At 68.5% G+C, this 26,090-nt stretch carries 6 protein-coding genes; 4 read left to right on the plus strand and 2 right to left on the minus strand.

Annotated elements, in window-relative coordinates:
- Positions 1-61: 61 nt before the first annotated feature.
- Both AC07FN_RS21925 and AC07FN_RS21930 read left to right on the plus strand, forming a co-directional pair.
- Positions 62-12,802: an amino acid adenylation domain-containing protein gene (locus tag AC07FN_RS21925; protein ID WP_478397261.1), complete on the plus strand. Its 12,741-nt coding sequence runs from the start codon at positions 62-64 to the stop codon at positions 12,800-12,802.
- On the plus strand, positions 12,799-21,735 hold the full coding sequence (locus AC07FN_RS21930) for an amino acid adenylation domain-containing protein (RefSeq protein WP_478397262.1): 8,937 nt from the start codon (positions 12,799-12,801) through the stop codon (positions 21,733-21,735). Before AC07FN_RS21925 ends, AC07FN_RS21930 begins: the two co-directional genes overlap by 4 nt.
- Before the next feature lie 93 nt (positions 21,736-21,828).
- Here the strand turns inward: AC07FN_RS21930 and AC07FN_RS21935 are convergent, their stop codons facing one another.
- Entirely contained in the window at positions 21,829-22,722 is an 894-nt protein-coding gene (locus AC07FN_RS21935) for an ArsR/SmtB family transcription factor (RefSeq protein WP_452613079.1), read from the minus strand.
- Positions 22,723-23,276: 554 nt separating this feature from the next.
- The gene (locus AC07FN_RS21940) at positions 23,277-23,429 is read right to left on the minus strand and encodes a hypothetical protein (protein WP_478397263.1); all 153 of its coding nucleotides are present in this window, start codon (positions 23,427-23,429) and stop codon (positions 23,277-23,279) included.
- 394 nt (positions 23,430-23,823) lie between these two features.
- On the opposite strand from AC07FN_RS21940, the gene AC07FN_RS21945 reads away from it, so the two are divergent.
- Together AC07FN_RS21945 and ccrA are read left to right on the plus strand one after the other, a co-directional pair.
- Complete coding sequence (locus AC07FN_RS21945; protein WP_478397264.1) at positions 23,824-24,609, plus strand: thioesterase II family protein; 786 nt, start codon at positions 23,824-23,826, stop codon at positions 24,607-24,609.
- Positions 24,610-24,619: 10 nt separating this feature from the next.
- Positions 24,620-25,885 (plus strand): crotonyl-CoA carboxylase/reductase, encoded by a 1,266-nt coding sequence (ccrA, locus tag AC07FN_RS21950; RefSeq protein ID WP_478397265.1) that lies wholly within the window; start codon positions 24,620-24,622, stop codon positions 25,883-25,885.
- The last annotated feature ends 205 nt before the right edge of the window (positions 25,886-26,090 follow it).

Here is a 26,090-nt window from a genome sequence, read left to right on the forward strand (position 1 = left end):
CAGGGCGGCCCCCGATGCCGTCTCCGCCTGGTTGATGACGATTTGAAGGAGTCGGGCCTTGGTGGCGTTGAATCCTGTCCGGGGCAACACGGTTCCAGAGCTGTTCGAGGCGCAGGCCGCTCGCGCTCCGGAAGCGATCGCGGTGGTGGCCGAGGACGCCACGCTGACCTACGCCGCGCTCAACACCCGCGCCGACGACCTCGCCGGACTCCTCTTGGAGCGTGGTGCGGGAAGCGAGACCAGGGTGGCCGTGCTGCTGGACCGCTCCGCGGATCTGGTCGTGGCGTTGCTCGCGGTGCTGAAGGCGGGCGCGGCGTACGTTCCGCTGGACCCGCGTCACCCGGCGGACCGCATTCGCTTCCTGTTGCGGGACTCCGCAGCGTCGATGCTGCTGACGGACGATGCCGCACCGGAGCTCGTCGAGTCGATCGACGTCGTCGTGCTCGACGACGCGGCTGACCGGGCGGCACCGAAACCCGCGGTTCCACGCGATCCTCGGCAGCTCGCGTACGTGATGTACACGTCCGGTTCTTCCGGGCTGCCGAAGGGAGTCGCGACCACCCACGCCGACGTGGTGGCGCTCGCGTCGGACAGCGCATGGGACTCCGGGCAGCACGAGCGCGTCCTGGTGCACTCGCCGAGCGCCTTCGATGCGTCGACGTACGAGCTGTGGGTTCCGCTGCTGCGCGGCGGACGGGTCGTGGTCGCGCCGCCGGGAGACCTGACCGCTCATGCGCTGGATCGCTTGATCGCGGAGCACCGCATCACCGGACTGTGGCTCACCGCAGCCCTTTTCAACGTCTTGGCGGACGAACGACCAGAGGTCTTCGCCGAGGTGGGCGAGGTGTGGACAGGTGGGGAAGCCGCTTCGGCCGCGGCCTTCCGCCGGGTCTTGGACGCTTGCCCGCGGACGACGTTGGTGAACGGGTACGGCCCGACGGAAGTCACGACGTTCGCGACCAGCCAGGTGGTGCGCCCAGGCGCGGAACTGGGGAACGGCGTCCCGATCGGTGGTCCGCTGGACGACACGCGTGCGCACGTGCTGGACGCGGGCCTGCTGCCGGTGCCTCCGGGCGCGGTGGGCGAGCTGTACGTCGCAGGTGCCGGGGTGGCGCGCGGGTATTGGGGGCGTGCCGGGTTGACGGCCGAGCGGTTCGTGGCGGACCCGTTCTCCGCCGGTTCCCGGATGTACCGGACCGGGGATCTGGCCCGCTGGAACTCGGAAGGCGCTCTGGAGTTCGTCGGGCGCGCCGATGACCAGGTCAAGATCCGCGGCTTCCGGATCGAGTTGAGCGAGGTCGAGGCCGTCCTGAGCGCCGATCCCCGGGTGGCGCGGTGCGTGGTGGTGGTCCGTGAGGACGAGCCGGGAGGCAAGCGGCTGGTCGCGTACGTCGTCGCCGTGCCGGACGGGTGCGAGCCGGCCGAGGTGCGGGCGAACGCGGCCCGGCTCCTACCGGATTACATGGTGCCCTCGGCGGTCGTGGTCCTCGAACGCTTTCCGTTGAACACCAATGGGAAGGTCGACCGGGGCGCGTTGCCGGTTCCGGAGGTCGAGACCGGGAAGGGGCGGGGCCCCCGCACGCCCCGCGAAGACCTGCTGTGCGGGTTGTTCGCCGAGGTGTTGGGCGTGGAGGGGGTGGGGGTCGACGACGGCTTCTTCGAGCTGGGCGGCCATTCGCTGTTGGCGACCCGGTTGGTGAGTCGTGTTCGCGCCGCGTGTGGTGTGGAGTTGTCCGTACGTGCGGTGTTCGAGGCACCGACGGTGGCGGAGCTCGCTGCGCAGGTCGACGCTCAGGAGGGTGGAGCGGGTCTGCCGTTGGTGGCCGGGGACCGGCCGGAGCGCATTCCGCTGTCGTTCGCCCAACAACGGCTCCGGTTCGTCGACGAGCTCGGAGCCGCCGGGTCGGCCTACCACATTCCGCTGGCATGGCGGCTGACCGGCGAGGTCGACGTTCCGGCCCTCCGCGAAGCGGTCTGGGATGTGGTGGACCGCCACGAAGCACTTCGGACGGTGTTGCCCGAGGTCGGAGGCGTGCCGGAGCAGAAGGTGCTCCACGGGGCGCGGAGCGTCCTGGACGTTCCGGTGTTGCGCGCTTCGGCTGGTGAGGTCGATCGGGTCGTGGCCGGCCACGCGGAGCAGTGGTTCGACCTGTCCCACGAGGTGCCGGTCCGCGCGCGGATCCTCGTGGTGGACGAGCAAGAGGTCGTGCTGTCGGTGGTGTTGCACCACGTGGCGGGTGATGGCTGGTCGGTGGTGCCGCTGTTGCGGGATTTGGGCACGGCGTATGCCGCGCGGCGCGTTGGTGAGGTGCCGGGTTGGCGGGATCTGCCGGTGCAGTACGCGGATTTCGCGTTGTGGCAGCGGGAGCTCTTGGGGAGTGAGGATGATCCGGGGAGCGTGATCTCGCGCCAGTTGGAGTTCTGGAAGGGCGAACTCCGTGGTCTTCCGGACGAGATCGCGCTCCCGGTGGATCGGTCTCGTCCGGCGGTTGCTTCGCATTCGGGTCGGCGGTTGGGTTTTGAGGTCTCGCCGGAGTTGCACGCGGGTTTGGCGGGTGTGGCCGGTGAGTGCCGGGCGACGGTGTTCATGGTGGTGCAGGCTGCGTTGGCGGTGTTGTTGACGCGGTTGGGCGCGGGTACGGACATTCCGATCGGAAGCCCGATCGCTGGTCGTGCGGAGCAGGCGACCGAGGATCTGGTGGGGTTCTTCGTCAACACGCTGGTGTTGCGGACCGACACATCGGGTGATCCGAGCTTCCGGGAGCTCCTGGGGCGCGTCCGCGAGTCGGATCTGGCCGCTTACGCCCACCAGGACCTGCCTTTTGAGCGGCTTGTCGAAGCAATCAACCCGCAGCGCTCCCTTGCCCGGCATCCGCTGTTCCAGGTCGTGCTGGCGTTCCAGAACGTCGAGCAGGCGGGCTTCGGCTTGCCCGGCGCCGAGGCAGAAGCCCTGTCGGCGGGCGACGGTTCGGCGAAGTTCGATCTGACCTTCGAGCTGACCGAGCGGCGTGGTGCGGGGCTCGCCGGTGAGCTGGAGTTCAGCACGGACCTGTTCGATCGCGCCACCGCGGAACAACTCGCGGCCCGGCTGGTGCGCGTGCTGGAAGCGGTTGCCGCCGACCCCGATGTCCGGGTCGGCGACGTGGACGTCCTGACCGAGGACGAGCGCTCTCGGTTCCTCGAACGCTCGACGGAAGCACCGGACGTCCCGGTGTCGACCCTGCCGGCATTGTTCGAGGCCCAGGCGGCGGATTCGCCCGATGCCGTCGCGGTGGTCTGCGGCGACGAGTCGGTGTCGTACGCCGAGTTGAACGCTTGCGCGAACCGGCTCGCCCGGCACTTGGCCGACCGCGGCGTCGGCCCGGATTCCGTGGTGGCTCTGATGTTCCCGCGGTCGGTGGAGATGGTCGTGGGAATGCTGGCGGTGTTGAAGGCGGGTGCCGCGTACCTGCCGATCGATCCGGACCAGCCCGCCGAGCGAATCGGGTTCATGCTCGCCGACGCCGATCCGGCGCTGGTGATGACGGTCCGCCGGGCCGAGGCCGGACTACCTCGCGGACACGGGTTCTCGGTGCTGGCAGTGGACGATCCGGCCGCCGCCGAGGTGGTGGCCGGGATGCCGGGTGTCGATCTCACCGATGCGGATCGGGCATTTCCGCTGGACACCGGTCATGCGGCGTACGTGTTGTTCACGTCGGGGTCGTCGGGGCGGCCGAAGGGCGTGGTCGTCACCCATGCCAACGTCGCGCGGCTGCTGGCGGTCGGTCGAGCCCGCTTCGGCTTCGGCCCCGACGACGTGTGGACCCTGTTCCACTCCTACGGGTTCGACTTCTCGGTCTGGGAGTTGTGGGGCGCGTTCTCGTGCGGCGGTCGGCTGGTGGTCGTCCCGTGGGAGGTGTCGCGCTCTCCCGGCGAGTTCGCCGAGCTGCTGGTCCGGGAGCGCGTGACGGTGCTGAACCAGACGCCGTCGGCGTTCTACCAGCTGGTGCGGGAAGCTCGGGATGGCCGCCTTTGGGAGCGGGGCTGCGTCCGGTACGTGGTCCTGGGCGGTGAGGCGCTGGACAGCAGCCGGGTTCCGGATCGGGGTGACGGTCCGGTGGTGGTGAACATGTACGGCATCACCGAGACGACCGTGCACGTCACCCATGCCGAGATCGGGGCCGGTGATGGCGGGCGCGGCGTGATCGGCCGTCCCCTGGCCGACCTGCGGGTGCACGTGCTCGACGCGAACCTGGAACCGGTGCCGGTGGGCGTGGTGGGCGAGATGTACGTCGCCGGCGCGGGAGTGGCGCGGGGCTACGCCGGGCGACCCGGGCTGACCGGGCAGCGGTTCGTCGCCGACCCGTTCGGCGCGGCCGGTGGGCGGATGTACCGCAGCGGGGACCTGGCCCGCTGGAACCGGCACGGCGAGCTGGAGTACGTCGGCCGGGCAGATGACCAGGTGAAGGTTCGTGGCTTCCGGATCGAATCGGGCGAGGTGGAGGCCGCGCTGGGCGCGCATCCTCGGGTGGCGCGGTGCGTGGTGGTCGCGCGCGAGGACCGGCCCGGCGACAAGCGGCTGGTGGCTTACATCGTGGCCGATGCCCACGGCTGCGACCCGGGCGAGGTGCGGGCGTTCGCGGCCGGACGCCTTCCGGACTACATGGTGCCCTCGGCAGTGGTGGTGCTGGACGATTTGCCGCTGACGGCGAACGGGAAGCTCGATCGCCGCGCGCTACCTGCACCGGGTCCCGGCCCCGCGGCGGGGAACGTGCCGCCTCGGACGCCGCGCGAGGTGTTGTTGTGCGGGTTGTTCGCCGAGGTGTTGGGCGTGGAGGAGGTGAGGGCCGACGACGGCTTCTTCGATCTGGGCGGGCATTCGTTGCTGGCGACTCGGTTGGTGAGTCGCATCCGTGCCGCGTGCGGTGTGGAGTTGTCGGTGCGTGCGGTGTTCGAGGCGCCAACGGTCGCCGAACTCGCTGCGCGGATGGAGAGCGGCGACGTAGTGGCGGGTGCTGTCCGGGGCTTGGTCGCTGGTGTGCGGCCGGAGCGGGTGCCGTTGTCGTTCGCGCAGTACCGGTTGTGGTTCGTGGACAAGCTGGACGCGGTCGGTTCGGCGTATCACATTCCGCTGGCGTGGCGGCTGTCCGGCGAGGTCGACATCGTGGCGTTGCAGGAAGCGGCGCGGGACGTCCTGGCGCGGCACGAGGTGTTGCGGACGGTCTTCCTGCAGGACGAGGACGATGTTCCTCGGCAGCGGATCCTGGACACCGAAACCGCGTGGGAGCTGGCGGCCGGCGGAACCGGGGTACCGGAGATCGCCGCCGACGAGGTCGCTCGGGTGGTGGCCGAGGAAGCCCGGCAGGCTTTCGACTTGGGTGTGGAGCCGCCGATCAGGGTGCGTTCGTGGGACGTCGCCGAAGGCGGCCACGTCTTGTTGGTGGTGTTGCACCACATCGCCGGTGATGGGTGGTCAGTGGCGCCGCTGCTGCGGGATTTCGGCACGGCGTACGCGAAGCGGAGCACCGGTGAGGCACCGGGTTGGCGGGATCTGCCGGTGCAGTACGCGGATTTCGCGTTGTGGCAGCGGGAAGTGCTGGGCAGTGAGGAAGATCCGGGCAGTCTGATCTCTCGCCAGCTGGAGTTCTGGAAGGACGAGCTCCGCGGCCTTCCGGAGGAGATCGTCCTTCCGGTGGACCGGTCTCGTCCGGCGGTCGCTTCGCATTCGGGTCAGCGGCTGGGTTTCGACGTGTCCCCGGGGCTGTATGCGCGCTTGGTGGATTTGGCCGGTGAGTGCCGGGCGACGGTGTTCATGGTGGTGCAGGCCGGGCTCGCTGCGTTGCTGACGCGGTTGGGTGCTGGCGCGGATATTCCGATCGGGAGTCCGGTCGCCGGGCGTGCGGAGCAGGCGACCGAGGATCTGGTGGGGCTCTTCGTCAACACGTTGGTGTTGCGGACCGATACATCAGGCGATCCGAGTTTCCGCGAGCTGCTGGCGCGGGTCCGGGAGACGGACCTGGCCGCATATGCCAATCAGGACCTGCCGTTCGAGCGTCTCGTCGAGGCCGTCAACCCGCATCGGTCGCTGGCACGGCACCCGCTGTTCCAGGTGATGTTGGCGTTCCAGAACGTCGAGCAGACGGATCTGGAGATTGCCGGCGCTGGAGTGGAATCCCTGCCGGTGGCAGGTGAGGCGGCGAAGTTCGATCTCACCGTCGAGCTGACCGAGCGGAGTGGTGACGCGGGCGAGCCGGGGCTCGCCGGTGAGCTGGAGTTCAGCACGGACCTGTTCGATCTCGCCACCGCGGAACAACTCGCCGCCCGACTGCTGCGCGTGCTGGAAGCCGTTGTCGAAGAGCCGGACATTCGGCTGGGAGAGATCGACGTCCTCACCGGCGCCGAACGGGATCAGTTGCTTGAGGCGTGGAACGGGCGAGGTGTGGTCGCAGCCGAGTCGACCTTGCCGGAGCTGTTCGAGGTCCAGGTGGCGGAGTCGCCGGGTGCTACTGCGGTGGTGTGCGGTGATGAGTCGGTGTCGTATGCCGAGTTGAACGGTCGGGCGAATCGGCTTGCTCGGTGTCTGATCGGTCGTGGTGCTGGGCCGGGTTGTGTTGTGGGTCTTGCGGTTCCGCGTTCGGTTGAGATGGTCGTGGCGGTGTGGGCGGTGTTGAAGGCGGGTGCTGCGTATCTGCCGGTCGATCCGGGCTTTCCGGCCGAGCGGATCGGGTTCATGTTGGCCGACGCCGAGCCGGTGCTGGTGGTGACGACCGTCGAAGTCGAGCACGTGGTGCCGCAGGGCTTTCCGGTTCTCGTGTTGGATGATCCGGGCACTGCGCCTGTGGTGGCCGGGTTCTCGGATGCGGAGCTCACTCGCGGGGACCGGGCCGGAGCGGGTCTCGATGATGCGGCGTACGTGTTGTTCACGTCGGGTTCGTCGGGGCGCCCGAAGGGTGTGGTCGTCACCCATCGGAACGTGTGCGGGTTCGTTTCGTCGATCGATCCGTGGTTGGAAGCAGGACCCGGGGATCGGTTGCTGGCGGTGACGACGTTGTCGTTCGACATCGCCGTGGTGGAGCTGCTGGCGCCGCTGCTCGCCGGCGCCTCGGTCGTGGTCGCGACCAAGGCCGAGCTGGCGGATCCGCCCGCGTTGGCCGGGTTGGTGGCCGAGTGGGGTGTGACGGTCATGCAGGCCACACCAGCCCTGTGGCAGGTCGTGGCGGCCGAGACTCCGGCGATGTTGCGTGGGCTTCGCGTGTTGACCGGTGGCGAGGCCCTGCCGGAGGACCTGGCGACCCGGCTGGGGATGTTGGCCGGTGAGGTGGTCAACCTCTACGGGCCGACGGAGGCCACGGTGTGGTCGACGGCGGCGGAAGTCGACCGAACGGGTTCGGTGTCCATCGGCCGACCGCTGGACAACACCCGCGTCTACGTCCTGGATGTGGGCCTGCGTCCGGTACCGCCTGGTGTGCGAGGTGAGCTTTTCATCGCCGGTGGTGGCGTGGCGCGGGGATATCTCGGGCGTCCGGGGTTGACGGCGGGGCGTTTCGTGGCTGATCCGTTCGGTCCTGCGGGTGGGCGGATGTACCGGACCGGGGATGTGGCTCGCTGGACTCGGGATGGGGAGTTGGAGTTCGTCGGTCGGGTTGATGATCAGGTCAAGGTTCGGGGTTTCCGGATCGAGTTGGGTGAGGTCGAGGCGGTGCTGGCCGCTCATCCGGCGGTGTCGCAGTGCGTGGTGGCCGCGCGGGAGGACCGGCCGGGCGACAAGCGCCTCGTTGCCTACGTCGTGGCTCGCACGGGCGAACTAGACCCTGCGGACTTGCGGGATCACGTGTCCCGCAGCCTGCCGGATTACATGGTCCCTTCGGTGGTGCTGCCCCTGGAGAGCCTTCCCTTGACCGCCAACGGGAAGCTGGACCGAAAGGCGCTGCCCGCTCCGGACTTCGACTCCGGACCGGCGAAAGCGTCGCCGCGGACACCGCGCGAGGAACTGCTTTGCGAGTTGTTCGCCGAGATCCGAGACCTGCCGGAGGTGGGCGTCGAGGACAACTTCTTCGACCTCGGTGGGGACAGCATCGGGTCCATGCAGCTGGTGAGCCGCGCCCGGAGCGCCGGACTGGTGATCACCCCTCGCGATGTGTTCGAACACAGAACGCCGGCGGCGTTGGCGGCCGTCGCGGGGGTGCTCGAGACCGCGCCGGACACCTCGGGCGAATCCGATTCGGTGCTGGTCGTGCTCGATGCGGTCGAGGCTCGGCTGGTGGAGGAGGCGGTCGGTGGGGTGGTGGACGTCCTCCCGCTGTCGCCGCTCCAGGAAGGGTTGCTGTTCCACGCCGTCTTCGATGACGGATCGAACGATGTCTATTCGGTGCAGCTGGTTTTCGAGCTGTCGGGAGAGGTGGATGGCGAGAGGTTGCGCCGTGCTGGGGATGTGCTGCTCGCGAGGTATCCGAATCTGCGGGCGTGCTTTGTTCACGAGGGGCTGAGTCGTCCGGTTCAGGTCGTGCCGGAGGAGTCGGATATCGGCTGGACCGAGGTGGATCTGTCGGCCTGCGAGGAGACCGAGCGCGAGCTGGACCGGTTGTTGGATCGGGATCGGGCTGCCGGGTTCGACGCGCAGCGGGGACCGCTGCTGCGGATGATGTTGGTTCGCCTCGGCGAGGAGCGTTCCCGGATGGTGGTGACCACGCACCACCTCGTGCTGGACGGCTGGTCGCTTCCGCTACTGGTGCGTGAATTGTTCACGTTGTACGAGCGACGCGGCGATGATGGTGACTTGCCCGTGCCGAAGAGGTATCGGGACTTCCTGGCGTGGCTGAGCGATCGTGACCGTGACGCGGCACTGGGAGCGTGGCGGGAGGCGCTGGAGGGTGTTGAGCCGTTGTTGCTCGGCTCTGGGGATCGGGCGCCGGTCGAACCGCAGCGGTTCTCGCTGGAGTTGCCGGAGGAGCTGACCGCAGGGCTGGTGGAATGGGCCCGGGCCAGCGGGCTGACCCTGAACACGGTGGTGCAGGGCGCGTGGGCGCTGCTGCTGAGCCGGTGGACCGGGCGCGGGGATGTGGTGTTCGGGTCCACTGTGTCGGGTCGTCCTCCGGAGCTTCCGGGTGTGGAGTCGATGTTGGGGCTGTTCATCAACACGATCCCGGTCCGGGTCCGGCTGGCTCCTTCGGAGACCGTCGCGGACATGCTGGCCCGATTGCAGGCGGAGCAGGCGCGGCTGCTGGACCACCAGTACTTGGGCTTGGCGGACATCCAGCGCCAGGGGGGTACCGGTGAGCTGTTCGACACCGCCACCGTCTACGAGAACCATCCGATCGACCTCGACGAACTGTCGAATCCGATGCGCGAGTTGCGGATGACGTCGGCGGAGAGCCTCGACGCCACCCACTACACCCTCAACCTGGCGGTGATGCCCGGCGAGCGGCTGCAACTGCGGTTCGGCTACCGCCCCGACGTCTTCGAGCAGGCCACCGTCGAGACGCTCGCCGGCCGCTTCCAACGCATCCTCGAAACAGTTGTCGAAGATCCGGACCAGCGGGTGGGGCGCATCGATGTCCTCTTCGAGGCGGAGCGCCGTCGGCTCCTCGCGGACTGGAACGCGGCCGAGGTCGAGGTTCCGGAGGTCGCGCTGCCGGAGTTGTTCGAGGCGCAGGTTGTGCGGGCGCCGGGGGCGACGGCGGTGGTGTGTGGTGGTGTGTCGGTGACGTATGGGGAGCTCAATGTGAGGGCGAACCGGCTTGCTCGTTGTTTGGTCGCGCGGGGTGCTGGGCCGGAGTCTGTTGTTGCGTTGGCGCTTCCGAGGTCGGTGGACATGGTTGTCGCCGTGTTGGCCGTTCTCAAGGCCGGGGCCGCCTATCTGCCCATCGACCTCGACTATCCCGCCGAGCGAATCCGGTTCATGCTCGACGACATCAAGCCGGCGCTGGTGGTGACGGCCGGTGATGTCGAAGATGTCGTTCCGCCAGACGTGCCTCGACTGGTGGTGGGTGATCCGGCGGCGGCCGGGTTCTCGGGTGCGGATCTAGCCGATGGGGATCGGGTTGGTCCGTTGGCTGCGGGGAACGCTGCGTATGTGTTGTACACGTCGGGTTCGACGGGGCGGCCGAAAGGTGTCGTGGTCGCGCATTCGAGTGTTGTTGGTTTGGCGATGTGGGCTGCGAAGGCTTTCGGTGATCGGTTGCGGTGTGTGTTGGCGTCGACGTCGTTGAACTTCGATGTTTCGGTTTTCGAGATCTTGGTGCCGTTGACGGTGGGCGGGCGCGTCGTGCTGGTGGACGATCTGCTCTCCTTGGCGGACTCGCCGGAGTTGCTGTCCGAGGTTTCTCTCGTCAGCGGTGTTCCGTCGGCCGTCGCAGGCCTGCTGGGGGCGTGCGACATGCCGGAGAAGCGGAGCGTCGAGATGTTGGTCCTGGCGGGCGAAGGGTTGCCGGCGTCGTTGTTGTCGCGGGTGAGGTCGGTGTTCCCGGACTGCTCGGTGGCCAATATCTATGGACCGACCGAGGCGACGGTGTATGCGACGGCGTGGTTCTGGCGCGATGACCGGCCGGTGGAGGCGCCGCCGATCGGCCGGCCGATTTCCAACACCCGGGTCTACGTGCTGGATTCCGAATTGCGGATGGTGCCGCCTGGTGTGGTGGGAGAGCTCTACCTCGCGGGAAGCGGGCTGGCCCGCGGCTACTCGGGGCGTTCGGTCCTGACCGCGAATCGATTCGTCGCCGACCCGTTCGGCCCTGCGGGCGGCCGGCTGTACCGGACCGGTGACCTGGTGCGCTGGAACCGGGATGGCGAGCTGGAGTTCGTCGGCCGGGTCGACGACCAGGTGAAGGTGCGCGGCTTCCGGATCGAGCTCGGCGAGGTCGAGACCGCCCTGACCTCCCACCCGCGAGTGGCTCACGCCGTCGTCGTCGCGAGGCAGGATCGGCCGGGGGAGAAGCGGTTGGTGGCCTACGTGGTGCCGACCGGTGACGGCTGCGAGCCGGATGTGCTGCGGGATCACGTCGCCAGGGCCCTGCCCGACTACATGGTGCCCACCGCGGTCGTGCTGCTGGACCGATTGCCGTTGAACGCCAACGGGAAACTGGATCAGGAGGCGCTCCCCGCGCCCGAGGTGAAGGCAGGGGGAGGACGAGGTCCACGCTCCGCGCGGGAGGGACTGTTGTGCGAGGCGTTCGCCGAGGTGCTCGAGATCGCCGACGTCGGCCCGGAGGACAGCTTCTTCCAGCTGGGCGGGGACAGCATCTTGTCGATCCAACTGGTCGCCAGATTGCGCAGGGCTGGTTTGGTGTTGAGTCCGCGCCAGGTGTTCGAGCACCGGACTCCGGCAGGACTGGCGGCGGTGGCGGCATCGGGTTCGGCGCCGGCCGCGGTGGTTTCCGGGGTCGGGGCCGTGGCGTTGACGCCGGTGATGCATTGGCTGGGCGAACGGGGTGATCTGGGGGCGGCCTACTTCCAGTCGGTTGCGCTGGAGGTTCCGGCCGGATTGTCGTTGGGGGCCTTGGTATCGGCTCTCGGGGCTGTGGTGGATCGTCATGATCTGTTGCGGGCTCGGTTGGGTGAGCGGGGTCTGGTGGTGCCGCCGGTGGGGTCGGTCGATGCTGCCGACCTGGTGGAGCGGACCGAAGTTCCTGAGGTGGATCCGGACTGGCGGGTCGTGCTGGCGGGGGCGGAGGCAGCCGCGGCGGCTGGTTTGGATCCCGCGCGAGGTGTGATGCTCCGGGCGGTCTGGCTGGACGCGGGCGGCTCACGACCAGGACGACTTCTGCTGGTCGCCCATCATCTGGTGGTCGATGGGGTGTCGTGGCGCGTCGTGGTGTCGGATCTGCGGGAAGCGCACCGGGCATCGGCCTCAGGGCGGCCCGCGGAGTTGCAGCCGGTCGGCACATCGTTCCGCCAGTGGGCCGGTCTGCTGGGCGAGCTCGCTGAATCGCGGGCGTCGGAGCTGCCGCTCTGGAAAGAGGTCTTGGCCCATCCCGGCGTGCGTGTGACCGATCGCGACGTTGCGGGCGGGGACACGGTGGCAGGAGTGCGGTCGTTGAACGTCTCACTGCCTGCGGAGCAGACGGCGGCGTTGCTGACGAGGGTCCCTGCGGCGTTCTTCGCCGGCGTCGACGACGTGTTGCTGACGGCGCTGGCGTTGGCCGTGCGGCACCACACCGGCTCGGCGGGTGGCGTGCTGGTCGATGTGGAAGGGCACGGCAGGCACGAGGAGGTGTTCCAGGGGGTCGATCTGACCCGAACGGTGGGTTGGTTCACCACGTTGCACCCGGTGCTGCTGAATCCCAGCGAGCTCGGCTGGGCCGAGATCACCACCGGAGGCCCCGCTCTGGGAACAGCGTTGAAGCAGGTCAAGGAGCAGCTTCGGGCGATTCCCGATCACGGTTTGGGCTACGGACTCCTGCGGTACCTCAATCCGGACACCGCACCAGAGCTCGTGAGGCCGGCAAGTCCGCAGATCGCGTTCAACTACCTGGGGCGATTCGGCGCGGCTGGCGGCGGTGAGTGGGCCTGGGCGCCGGAAGCCGATGCCCTCGGCGGTGGTGCGGACCCGAGGCTGGGCGTGGGGCACGGCATCGAGATCAACGCGATCGCGGAAGACCGTGCCGACGGGCCGCGGTTGACGGCGACGTGGTCCTGGCACACCGATGTCATCAGCCGCGAAGCCGTGCACGACCTCGCGCAGGACTGGCTGGCCGTCCTGAATGGACTCCGCGCCCACGCCGATCGGCCCGGAACAGGTGGACGTACTCCGTCGGACCTGTCCCTGCTCCAACTCGACCAGCACGACATCGAGCGACTTGAATCTTGGTGGAAGGACTCCAAATGACCGGCCCGGATTTCGAAGACGTTCTGCCGCTGTCGCCGTTGCAGGAGGGGTTGCTGTTCCACGCCGTTTACGACGGGGGAGGGGGCGATGTGTATGTGATGCAGCTGGTGTTCGACTTCGCGGGTGAAGTGGATGGGGAGGCGTTGCGGCGCGCCGGGGACGTGTTGTTGCGGCGGTATCCGAACTTGCGGGCATGCTTCGTCCACGAGGGGTTGAGCCGTCCGGTTCAGGTCGTACCGCGGGATTCGGGTATCGGCTGGTCCGAAGTGGATCTTTCGGATTGCGAAGAAGCCGGGCGCGAGTTGACGCGACTGCTGGAGCGGGATCGGGCCGCTGGGTTCGATGTGCAGCGGGGTCCGCTGCTGCGGCTGATGCTGGTTCATCTGGGGGAGGGGCGTTCCCGGTTGGTGGTGACCAACCACCACCTCGTGCTGGACGGCTGGTCGCTCCCGCTGCTGGTTCGCGAGCTGTTCGCCCTGTACGAGCGGCGCGGCGACGACAGCGATCTACCGGCTCCGGGGAGATATCGGCATTTCCTCGCGTGGCTGGCGAATCGTGATCGTGACGCGGCGCTGGGAGCATGGGCCGAAGCGTTGGAGGACGCCCAGCCGCTGTTGGTGGGTTCGGGCGATCGGGCTCCCGTGCTGCCGGACGAATGCTCGCTGGAATTGCCCGAGCCCTTGACGACGACCCTGGCCCGGTGGGCTCGGGAGCATGGGTTGACGCTGAACACGGTGGTGCAGGGTGCGTGGGGGTTGTTGCTGAGTCGGTGGACCGGGCGTGGGGATGTGGTGTTCGGGTCTACTGTGTCGGGTCGTCCTCCGGAGCTGCCGGGTGTGGAGTCGGTGTTGGGGCTTTTCATCAACACGATTCCGGTTCGGGTTCGATTGGATCCGTCGGAGTCCATCATGGACTTTCTCGTTCGGTTCCAGGATGAGCAGGCCAGGTTGTTGGACCACCAGTACCTCGGGTTGGCCGACATCCAGCGGCAGGTGGGTACCGGGGAACTGTTCGACACCGCCATCGCATTCGAGAACTACCCGCTCGACCCCGACGAGGTGCTCAACCCGTCCTCAGCGATCACCGTTGCGTCGGTGTCGAGCTGGGATGCCACCCACTACGCGCTCCACCTCGTGGTGATGCCCGGCGAGCGGCTCCGGCTGCGGTTCGGTTACCGACCTGATGTCTTCGACCGCTCCACGGTGGAAGGATTCGCCGGACGTCTCGTCGAGATCTTGCGAACCGTCGTCGACGAACCTGACCAGCACGTGGGACGCATCGACATCCTCACCGACGCCGAACACCACCGGCTTCTCGCAGAATCGAGCGGGAGCCGTACCAGCGTTCCGGCGGTCGCATTGCCGGAGTTGTTCGAGGCGCAGGTTGTGCGGGCGCCGGGGGCGACTGCGGTGGTGTGTGGTGGTGTGTCGGTGACGTACGGGGAGCTTAATGCGAGGGCGAACCGGCTCGCTCGTTGTTTGGTCGCGCGGGGTGCTGGGCCGGAGTCTGTTGTTGCGTTGGCGCTTCCGAGGTCGGTGGACATGGTTGTCGCCGTGTTGGCCGTTCTCAAGGCCGGAGCCGCGTACCTGCCCATCGACCTCGACTATCCCGCCGAGCGAATTGAGTTCATGCTCGACGACGCCAAGCCGGTGTTGCTGTTGACGGCTTCTGGGGTCGAGGTCGGCCTTTCCGACGAGGCCCTGCCCGTTGTGGTGGTGGACGACCCGGTGGCGGCCGGGTTCTCGGGTGCGGATCTGGTGGATGGGGATCGGGTTGGTCCGTTGGCTGCGGGGAATGCGGCGTATGTGTTGTACACGTCGGGTTCGACGGGGCGGCCGAAAGGGGTCGTGGTCGGGCATTCGAGTGTCGCGGGGCTTTCTGCGTGGGCTGCGAAGGCGTTCGGCGATCGGTTGCGGTGTGTGTTGGCGTCGACGTCGTTGAACTTCGATGTTTCGGTTTTCGAGATCTTGGTGCCGTTGACGGTGGGTGGGCGCGTCGTGCTGGTGGACGATCTGCTCTCCTTGGCGGATTCGCCGGAGTTGCTGTCCGAGGTTTCTCTCGTCAGCGGTGTTCCGTCGGCCGTCGCAGGCCTGCTGGGGGCGTGGGGCGAGTTGGAGGCTCCGGGCCTGGAGACGTTGGTGCTGGCGGGCGAGGGGCTGCCGGGCTCGTTGTTGTCGCGGGTGAGGTCGGTGTTCCCGGACTGCTCGGTGGCCAACATTTACGGGCCGACCGAGGCGACGGTCTACGCGACGGCGTGGTTCTGCGACGACGCCCGGCCGGTCGGAGCGCCGCCGATCGGCCGGCCGATCTCGAACACCCGGGTTTACGTGCTGGATGCCGAAATGCGGTTGGTCCCACCAGGCGCGGTCGGAGAGCTCCACCTGGCCGGGGCCGGACTGGCGCGGGGCTACTTCGGTCAAGCCGGGTTGACCGGCCAGCGGTTCGTCGCGGATCCGTTCGCCGCTGGGGAGCGGATGTACCGGACCGGTGACCTGGTGCGCTGGAACCGGGATGGCGAGCTGGAGTTCGTCGGCCGGGTCGATGACCAGGTGAAGGTGCGCGGTTTCCGGATCGAGCTCGGCGAGGTCGAGACGGCCCTGACCTCCCACCCGCAGATCGCGCAGGCCGCGGCAGTCGTCCGCGAAGACCAACTCGGCGACAAGCGGCTCATCGCCTACGTCGTGCCCGACGCCGGCCGGCGGGAGCCTGGCGAGGCAGACCACGGGAAGGTCGGCGAATGGCGAGTGGTCTACGACGAGCTGTACCGGGAAGGTCCCGCCGCCGAGTTCGGTGCCGACTTCACGGGTTGGAACAGCAGCTACGACGGCCTCCCCATCCCGCTGCACGAGATGCGGGAATGGCGCGACGCGACGGTGGAGAGGGTGGCGTCGCTCGCCCCGGAGCGGATCCTGGAGATCGGCGTCGGCACCGGCCTGCTGATGTCGCAGCTGGCGCCGAGGTGCGAGTCCTACTGGGCGACCGACTTCTCGCCCGTGGTGGTCGAGGCGCTGCGAGACCGGCTCGACGGAGATGCCGGTTACGCGAACGTGGAGTTGCTGTGCCGGCCCGCGCACGTGCTCGACGACCTTCCCACCGACTTCTTCGACACCATCGTCATCAACTCCGTGGTCCAGTACTTCCCCAGCGTCGACTACCTGGTCGAAGTGCTGACCGCTGCCGTTCGGCTCCTCCGCCCGGGCGGCGCCGTCTTCGTCGGGGACGTGCGCAACCTCCGGCTGCTCAGGTGCTTCGCCACCGCCGTCGAGCTCGGCCGGGCGGACGGCTCGACGCCGCCGGAGGTCCTGCGCAGGTCGGTCGAGCAGAACATCTTGCAGGAAAAGGAGCTGCTGGTCGCGCCCGACTTCTTCGCGCGGTTCCGCGACGTCGTCGAGGACGTGGGCGAGATCGATGTGCGGATCAAGCGCGGTGCGGGCCACAACGAGCTCACCCGTTACCGCTACGACGCGGTCCTGCGCAAGACGACCGGTGTCGTCGGCCCGACCGGTGATGTCGCGGAACCGCTCGAACTGAGGTGGGGGCGCGATGTCCGGGACTTCGTCGGTCTGCGCGAGGTGCTTTCCAGCACCCGGCCCGAGCGGCTGAGCGTCTCCGGGATTCCCAATGCCCGCTTGACGACGGACCTGGCGGCCGTGCGGGCGGTCGAGCACGGCGCGGACGTCGAATCCGCGCGAGCCGAGCTGGTGCGGGATGTGGCCGGTGCCGAGCCGGACCCCGAGGAATTCAACGAGCTGGCGGCGGAGACCGGCTACCGCGCGGCGCTCACGTGGTCGAGGGCGGCGGAAGAGCTCGATGCCGTGCTGGTTCGCAGCGACATCCTGGGCGACGGCCGGTCGCACCCCTCCACCGGGGGTGCCGGGCGTCCCTGGTCGGCGTACGCCAACGACCCAGCGTCGTCGAGCGAGGTGGGTGCGGTCATCACGGCGTTGCAGCCCTACGTCGAGGAGCGGCTGCCCGCGCACATGGTCCCGGCGGCGATCGTCGCCGTGGACCGGCTTCCCCTGAATTCCAACGGGAAGTTGGACCGGCGACGGCTACCGGCGCCGGACTTCGGCGGCACCACGTCGGGCCGCGAACCCCGGACACCGGGGGAAGAGCTGCTGTGCGAGCTGTTCGCGGCGGTGCTCGGCGTGCCGGGCGTGGGCGTCGACGACAGCTTCTTCAAGCTGGGCGGGGACAGCATCATGTCGATCCAGCTGTCCAGCCGCGCCCGCCGGGACGGGGTGGTCATCAGCCCGCGGCAGATCTTCGAGCACAAGACTCCCGCGGCGCTCGCGGCTTTGGTCGCCGAGGAGCAGAACGGCACGCACGAGCGGACAGCCGATTCGGCTTCGGTCGTGCTCGACGAGGCTGAGACCGCTCTGGTGGAGGAGGTGGTCGGCGAGGTGGCCGACGTCCTTCCGCTCTCGCCGTTGCAGGAAGGACTGCTGTTCCACGCCGTCTACGACGATGGCCTGGGGGATGTGTATGTCGTGCAGTTGGCGTTCGAGCTGCTGGGGGAGGTGGATGGGGACGGGTTGAGGCGTGCCGGGGACGTGCTGTTGGAGCGGTATCCGAACTTGCGGGCGTGTTTCGTCCACGAGGGGTTGAGCCGTCCGGTCCAGGTGGTGCCCCGGGAGTCGGCTGTCGCCTGGTCCGAGGTGGATCTGTCGTCTTGCGAGGAGGCCGAGCGCGAGGCGGAGTTGGCTCGGCTGCTGGCGGCGGACCGGGCGGACGGCTTCGACGTGCAGCGGGGTCCATTGCTGCGAATGACGTTGGTACGACTGGGAGAAGGTCGTTCCCGGCTCGTCCTGACCAACCACCACCTCGTGCTGGACGGCTGGTCGATGCCGCTTCTGGTGCGCGAGCTGTTCGCCCTGTACCGGGCGCGGGCGGATGGGTCCGGGATTCCGGCTCCGGGGGCGTACCGGGATTTCCTCGCGTGGCTGGCGAATCGTGATCATGACGCGGCGCTGGGCGCGTGGGCTGAGGCGCTGGAAGGCGTTCAGCCGCTGCTGCTCGGCCCCGGGGATCGAGTTTCGGCTGTTCCACAGCGGTTCGTGCTGGATGTTCCGGAAGGGCTGACAGCCGACCTGGTGGAGTGGGCTCGGGAGCGTGGCTTGACGCTGAACACGGTGGTGCAGGGTGCGTGGGGGTTGTTGCTGAGTCGGTGGACCGGTCGTGGGGATGTGGTGTTCGGGTCCACTGTGTCGGGTCGTCCTCCGGAGCTTCCAGGGGTGGAGTCGGTGTTGGGGCTTTTCATCAATACGATTCCGGTTCGGGTTCGATTGGATCCGTCGGAGTCCGTCGTGGACTTTCTCGTCCGGTTCCAGGATGAGCAGGCCAGGTTGTTGGACCACCAGTACCTCGGGTTGGCCGACATCCAGCGGCAGGTCGGTACCGGGGAACTGTTCGACACCGCCACCGTCTACGAGAACTACCCGATCGACCCCGACGAGGCGATCGACCCGGAATCCGAGCTCCAGGTGGGGGCGGTGTCCGGTTGGGACGCCACCCACTACGCGCTGAACCTGGTAGCGATCCCGGGGCCGCGCCTGCGCCTGCGCCTGGGCTACCGGCCCGATGTCTTCGACCACGCCACGATCGAGGCGCAGTCCGCCCGGCTCCAACGCGTCCTGGAATCGATCATCGCCGATCCCGACCGGCCGGTGGGCCGGCTCGACCTCCTCTCCAGCGCAGAACGCCGCCAACTGCTCGACGAGTGGAACGGGCGCCAGACCGGCACCCAGGAGACCGTGCTGCCGGAGCTGTTCCGGACCCAGGTCGAGCGGACACCCGATGCGGTGGCGGTCGTCTGCGGCGGCGAATCGGTGACGTACGCGGAGCTCGACGACCGGGCGAACCGGCTCGCCGGCCTGCTCGTGGAGCTCGGGGCCGGGCCGGAATCCGTGGTCGCGCTGGCGCTCCCGAGGTCGATCGACATGGTCGTGTCGATGTTGGCGGTGCTCAAATCCGGCGGCGCTTATCTGCCGATCGATCTGGACCACCCCGCTGAGCGGATCGACTTCGTGCTCGCAGACGCCAAGCCGGCGCTGCTGATCACCAACGGCTCCGGCGGGATGCGTGCCGACGTGGCGACCGTGCTGCTCGACGATCCAGCCACCTTTGCGGGCCGTGCGGGGGCAGCCGCGCCGGGCCGATCGACGCCGCACCCGGAGAACATCGCCTATGTGATGTACACCTCGGGCTCCACCGGGCAGCCCAAGGCCGTCATGGTCGCGCACGCCAACGTCGTCGACCTGGTCGCGTGCGTGCGGGAAACGATCGGCGTGGACAGCCTGGGCCGGGTGCTGGCGGCGACTCCGCTCGGCTTCGACTTCTCCGTGTTCGAGATCCTCGTGCCGCTGATGGTCGGTGGCGCGGTCGAGGTGGTCCCCAACCTCTTGGCCCTGGCGGACGGACCACCGCGTGGCGGGCTGGTCAGCGGCGTGCCGTCGGTGTTCGCCAGGGTCGTCCAGGAGCAGGAACGGCGTCCGGGAGTGGACACGGTCGTGCTCGGCGGGGAGCCGGTTCCACCCGAGTTGTACGACGGCATCCGCGCGGTCTTCCCCGGCTGCCGGGTGGCCAACATCTACGGTCCGACCGAGACGGTGGTGTACTCGACGATCTGGTCCTCCGACGACGACCTGGACGGCGCCCCGCCGATCGGAAGGCCGGTGCCCGGCACGCGGGTGCACGTGCTGGATCCCGAGCTGAGGCTGGTCGCCCCTGGCGTGGTGGGGGAGCTGTACATCGCGGGCAGCGGGTTGGCGCGGGGCTACTGGGAGCGGGCTGGGCTGACCGGCCAGCGGTTCGTCGCGGATCCGTTCGCCGCTGGGGAGCGGATGTACCGGACCGGTGACCTGGTGCGCTGGAACCGGGATGGCGAGCTGGAGTTCGTCGGCCGGGTCGACGACCAGGTGAAGGTCCGCGGCATCCGGATCGAGCCGGGCGAGATCGAGGCAGTGCTGACGGCCCACCCGCACGTGGCTCGCAGTGCGGTGGTGGTCCGGCAGGACCGGCCGGGGGAGAAGCGGTTGGTGGCCTACGTGGTGCCGACCGGCGACGACTGCGAGCCGGATGTGCTGCGGGATCACGTCGCCCGGGCCCTGCCCGACTACATGGTGCCGTCCGCAGTGGTGGTGCTGGAGAGCTTCCCGCTGAACTCCAACGGGAAACTCGATCGGCAAGCCTTGCCCGCGCCCGCGGTGACCACCGGGCCCAGCCGCGGTCCTCGCACCGATCGGGAACGGCTCTTGTGCGAGGCGTTCGCCGAGGTGTTGGGGGTCGCCGAGGTCGGCGCGGAGGACGGTTTCTTCCAGTTGGGCGGGGACAGCATCGCCTCGATGCAGCTGGTCGCCAGAGTGCGCAGGGTCGGTCTGGTCCTGAGTCCTCGTCAGGTGTTCGAGTGCAGGACGCCCGCGGAACTGGCGGTTGTGGCGTCGTCGGGTTCGGTGTCGGCCTCGGTGGTTTCCGGGGTGGGGGATGTGGCGTCGACGCCGGTGATGTGCTGGCTGGGCGAGCGGGGTGGGCTGGGGTCGGTCTTCTACCAGTCGGTGGTGCTGGAGGTTCCGGCGAGCTTGTCGCTGGACGTGTTGACGGGCGCCGTCGGAGCGGTGGTGGATCGGCATGATCTGCTGCGGGCTCGGTTGGGTGAGCGGGGCCTGGTCGTGCCGCCGGCGGGGTCGGTGGACGTCGCCGATCTGGTGGAGCGGGTAGTGGTGCCCGAAGCCGTCGATTGGGCTTCGGCGCTCGCCGGGCGGGGCGAGGCGGCTGCGGCCGGTTTGGATCCCGCGCGAGGTGTGATGCTCCGGGCGGTCTGGTTGGACGGCGGTGGTTCGCGGTCTGGCCGGTTGCTGGTGGTGGCCCATCATGCGGTGGTCGATGGGGTGTCGTGGCGGGTGCTGGTGTCGGATCTGGGGGAGGCGTGTAATGCGCTGCTCTCGGGGCGGTCGGTCGAGCTGCAGCCGGTGGGTACGTCGTTTCGCCAGTGGGCCGGTCTGTTGCGGGAGCTGGCGGAATCACGGGTGTCGGAGCTGCCGGTGTGGAAAGACGTTCTGGCACATCCCGGTGTGCGTGTGACCGATCGCGATGTTGAGAACGGGGACGCGGTTGCGGGGACGCAGTCGTTGACGGTGTCGTTGCCGGTGGAGCGGACGGCGGCGTTGCTGGCGAGGGTTCCTGCGGCGTTCTTCGCCGGTGTCGATGATGTGTTGCTGACGGCGTTGGTGTTGGCCGTGCGGCATCGCGCGGGCACGCCGGGTGGTGTGTTGGTCGATGTGGAGGGGCACGGCCGGTACGAGGAGGTCGTCCCGGGGGTCGATCTGACGCGGACGGTGGGTTGGTTCACCACGTTGCACCCGGTGCTGCTGGACCCCGGCGCCCTGGACTGGCGGGAGGTCACCTCCGGAGGTCCGGGTTTGGGGACGGTGTTGAAGCAGGTCAAGGAGCAGCTTCGGATGATTCCTGATCACGGGCTGGGTTATGGGCTGCTGCGGTACCTCAACCCGGACACCGCGCCGGAGCTCGCGAGGTTCGCGCGTCCGCAGATCGCGTTCAACTACCTGGGGCGTTTCGGCGCGTCTGCCGGTGGCGAATGGGGTTGGGCCCCGGAGGTCGATGCGCTCGGTGGTGGTGCCGACCCGGCGTTGCGCGTGGGGCACGGCATCGAGATCAACGCGGTCGTGGAGGACGGTGCCGACGGTCCGTTGCTGAGCGCGACGTGGTCCTGGCACACCGCCGTTACCAGCCGTGAAGCGGTGCACGACCTGGCGCAGGACTGGTTGGCGGTCCTGAGTGGACTCATCGCCCACGTCGATCGGCCCGGCACGGGCGGGCGCACTCCGTCGGACCTGCCCCTGCTCCAGCTAGACCAGCACGACATCGATGAGCTGGAAGCGGATCTGGAGCTGGAGTGGGAAGACCTCGACCGCTGATCGCGGCGGCCGGCCGCTCGGCGGGTCCAGGCCCGTTCGGCGGGCGCCACCACTCGGAGCGCTCGTCGAGAGGACCCGTGCCTGCCGCCCGCCTCACCCGGCCGAATCGGCGAGGTGCGGCAACCGCCTGGGCCCCGGACGGCCGGCTCCCCGGTGATCACCCGGCGCGACCGCGCTGGGCTGGTCGTTGGTGCCGACGAGTTCCCGCCCGAGCGGGGTGAGGCTGTGCAGGACCGCCTTGCCCAGCCGGGTCGAAGTGATCAGGCCGGCCTCGCGCAGGATGGTGGTGTGCTGGCTGGCGGAAGCCAGCGACGCGTCGATCTGCCGGGCGAGACCGGAGGTCGAACTGGGCGTCTGCAACGCCAGCAGGACCTGCGCGCGCGTGTGCCCGAGCAGGGCGGCCAGCCGCTTCGACGCGTTCTCCTTGCCACCGCCGGGGCGCACGCCGTTCGCCGCCTTGTGGGCGGGGTAGACGAGCACGGGCGGGAGTCCCGGGTCGATGAAGGTGATCGGGTTGCCGAAGCAGAAGTACGACGGGATCAGCGTCAGGCCGCGGCCGTCGAGGTGCAGCGTCCGGTTCTCCGGGTAGTTCGTCTCCAGGACCGGCCAGCGCCATTTGATGGGGGCCGGGAGCGAGTTGAACAGCTTCTCGGCGCCCCCGGTCGTGAGGTGGCGTGTCCGCAGCACGTGGTCTTCGGTGACCTGGTGGTGGACCTTCGGCCAGTGCGGTCGGATGGCGGTGTTGAAATAGTCCCGGAGGGTGTCGCAGAGCTTGTTGAGCGAGGCCCGGTCGCCGTCGGACAGCTTGCGGACCCAAGGCGGCGCGCTCTGCTGCGCGAAAGCCGCGGAAAGGTCGTTGCTGAGCCGGGTCTGCCCGGCGGACAGGATGCTTTCGAGGCCGGCCTCGAAGTCCGGCCCGGCGGTGACCGGAGTGAGGAAATCTGGGAAGTTCCCCTTGACGGGAACCAGCGAGGACACAAGATGCATTCGGGTGGATAAGCCCGTGTCGCGTAACCTGTGTCGCGCCCAGCCCCGCCACGCCAGTTGCGTCGGCCAGGTGACGTGTCCGCGGAGGACGTGCAAGCTGAGCGCGAGTTCCCACATCGGATCGGGCTGCTCCGTCACGCGGATGCGGAGAACATCTTTGGGGGTGAAATAGATCCTAAGCATAACGATACTCCAACATGGTGATCAACTATCAAGGTAGATCCATTCGTAGTAATGCGATTCCTTTCGTTGATCAAGTCGCGGGAGTCCATTTGGCACAGTTCGCGGCTTTGTTGACGCCTGCACGAGTTTCGCGGTTTCGGGCAGGCGTGGAACGGTTGCCGGATTGTTGGGTCGCCTAGTGGTGTGAATAAGTGTGAATGAAATTGGGAAGCGTCGTCGGCGTTTCTGTGATAAGGTGTGTCCCGCGGTGATTCGGAATGGGGAAAGCAGTGCGGTAGTTGTATTGAAAAAGGAAATACCTGATCACCCTGCTGGCGGTTGAATTCGGGCGGTGATTCCGCGCAGCGTCGGCGAGCTGCTCGCCGACAGGCCTACCGCGGCCCACGCCCCGAAGCCTTGAGTCGCCCCGCGGGGATGACGACGTAGGCGTCGGCCACGCCCTGCGGATCGGCGGTCGGCGCGCCGAAGTCCGCCGCGATGACCGGGAGCGTCACGTTGAGCCCGGTGTTGTCCACGAGGGTCATGACGAGCGCAGCGCACGGCGCCGCAAGGATCGCTCATCGCCGCGGATGCCCCGCCGCCGAGGGCGCGGCCGGGCCGTTGTCACCCGCTTCCAAAGTGGATGGCACGTCGGCGGCCCTGGTCGCTCCGGCTGGCAGTCGATGCCGAATCCCGTTGTGATTCCGGGGAAAACAGCCGTGCGCGTGCGGGTCGGCAGGTGCGCGGTGGAACCCGTGGCAGCTTGTGGCCGCAAGCTTGTGCGGCGGATCACGTTCCTCCTAGCGTCGAGATGCGCCAGCGCCGGCGTCGCAGTGCGGGTTGGCCGCACCCCGCCGAGATCAGCATCCCCGCGAAGACGACCACGCCCTGCGGGTGGGTCGAAGTCCGCCGTGATGGCCGAACTGGAGGCACCAACGCATGAGCACGGCCGTGACCGAAGGTGGCAAGTGGATCCGGTGCTTCGACGCGGAATCCGGCGGTGCCACCAGGTTGATCTGCTTTCCGCACGCGGGCGGCTCGGCGTCGTTCTTCCGGCCCCTCTCGATGCGGCTGGCGCCGGAGGTCGACGTGCTGGCCATCCAGTACCCCGGGCGGCAGGACCGCTACCGAGAGCCGGTGATCACCGAGATCGGCGAGCTGGCCGACCGGATCGCGACCGAACTGGCGGCGCTGCCGGGCCCGCCGCCGGTCTACCTCGGTCACAGCATGGGCGCGGTGCTCGCCTTCGAGGTGGCGCAGCGCCTGGAAGCACGCGATCGCAACGGCCCGCGGGCGTTGCTGCTCTCCGGGCGGAGGGCGCCGTCGAAGAAGCACGTCGAGCGCAACGTGCACCTCAAACCCGACGACGACGTCATCGCGGAGCTGAAGTCGCTGAGCGGAACATCCCCCGACCTGCTGGGCGATGACGAGATGCTCCGCCTGGTGCTGCCCGCCATCCGCGGCGACTTCCAGGCGGTCGAGACCTACCTGGCCGATCCGGAGTCGGTGGTGGGGTGCCCGATCACGGCCCTCGTCGGCGACGCCGACCCGCTCACCACGGTCGACGAGGTGCGCGCCTGGGGCAGGCACACGCGCGCCGCGTTCGAGGCGAAGGTCTTCGCCGGGGGCCACTTCTACCTGGCAGAGCGCCAATCCGAGGTGATCGAGGAGATCAGGAAGCAACTACGACACCTGTCGGCCCCGGCCGACGCGAGTGGCAATTGAGGAGAAAGCCATGACGAAGTCGCTCTACGAGATCGGTGAGGTGCCGCCGCTGGGCGAGGTCCCCGAGCGGATGTACGCGTCGGTGATCCGCCAGGACCGGTTCGGACCGCCGAAGCAGGCGTTCCAGATCGAGGTCGTCGACGTGCCACGGGTGGGCCCCGGCGAGGTCCTGGTGTACGTGATGGCGGCCGGGATCAACTACAACAACGTCTGGGCGGCGCTGGGCCTGCCGGTGGACGTCATCGGCATGCGGCAGCGCCTCGGGCAGCCGGAGGACTTCCACATCGGCGGCACCGACGGCGCGGGTGTGGTGTGGGCGGTCGGCGAGGGCGTGCGGCACGTCAAGGTCGGCGACCACGTGGTGCTCTCCGGCGGGCAGTACGACGAGAAGGACGAGGACATCCGGTTGGGCGCGGACGTGGCGACGTCCAGCAGCGGTCGTGCGTGGGGGTACGAGACCAACTACGGTTCCTTCGCGCAGTTCTGCTTGGTGAACGACTACCAGTGCCACCCGAAGCCCAAGGACGTGTCGTGGGAGGAGTCCGCCAGCTTCATGCTCTGCGGCTCCACCGCCTACCGGCAGCTCTTCGGCTGGCACGGCAACACGGTTCACCCCGGTGACCCGGTGCTGATCTGGGGCGGGGCCGGCGGACTGGGCTCCATGGCCATCCAGCTGGTCAAGATGGCCGGTGGGGTCCCGATCGCGGTCGTCTCCGACGAGGCCCGTGGCGAGTACTGCCTCAAGCTGGGCGCGAAGGGCGTCATCAACCGGCACGAGTTCGACCACTGGGGCCGGCTGCCCGCGGTGGACGACGTCGAGGGCATGACCAAGTTCCTGCGGGGCGCGCGGGCCATGGGCAAGAAGATCTGGGAGATCCTCGGGGAGCGGAAGTCACCGCGGATCGTCTTCGAGCACAGCGGGCAGGACACCCTGCCCACCTCCATGTACCTGTGCGACAGCGGCGGCATGGTGGTGATCTGCGGCGGCACGACCGGCTACAACGGCGACATCGACCTCCGGCACCTGTGGATGCGCTCCAAGCGGCTGCAGGGTTCGCACGGCGCGAACGCCCGCCAGTTCCGCGACGTCGTCAGGCTGGTCGATGCGGGCCTGCTCAACCCGTGCCTGTCCACCTGCGAAACGTTCGAGGACATCGGCTCCCTCCACCAGCTGCTGTTCGACAACGCCCACCCGATGGGGAACATGGCCGTGCTCGTCAACGCCCTGGAACGCGGCACGAACACGATCGACCTGCCGGCCGCGGCCGCGGCCTGAGCGCCGGGACCGAGCGCGGGTGCACGCGCATCGGGTGTGCCCGCGTGATCCCGATTTCGTTGTGCAGCAATGAGTTTTCCGAATGGAGGCGAGTCGTGCCGTCGCGCTGTGGCAGCTTGTGGCCGTCTTCCTTGTGCACCGGATCGGGCCGCGCGTAGCGTCCCGTTTCGCCGGCCTCGGCAACTCGCACACGTTGGAGGAGGCA

It is taken from the genome of Saccharopolyspora sp. NPDC045941 (assembly GCF_056431445.1).

What these genes read in the sequence shown, in the direction of transcription:
- AC07FN_RS21930 (WP_478397262.1), top strand. Translation starts at nt 12,799, where the DNA reads ATGACCGGCCCGGATTTCGAAGACGTTCTGCCGCTGTCGCCGTTGCAG.
- AC07FN_RS21935 (WP_452613079.1), bottom strand. Translation starts at nt 22,722, where the DNA reads ATGCATCTTGTGTCCTCGCTGGTTCCCGTCAAGGGGAACTTCCCAGAT.
- AC07FN_RS21940 (WP_478397263.1), bottom strand. Translation starts at nt 23,429, where the DNA reads ATGACCCTCGTGGACAACACCGGGCTCAACGTGACGCTCCCGGTCATC.
- AC07FN_RS21945 (WP_478397264.1), top strand. Translation starts at nt 23,824, where the DNA reads ATGAGCACGGCCGTGACCGAAGGTGGCAAGTGGATCCGGTGCTTCGAC.
- ccrA (WP_478397265.1), top strand. Translation starts at nt 24,620, where the DNA reads ATGACGAAGTCGCTCTACGAGATCGGTGAGGTGCCGCCGCTGGGCGAG.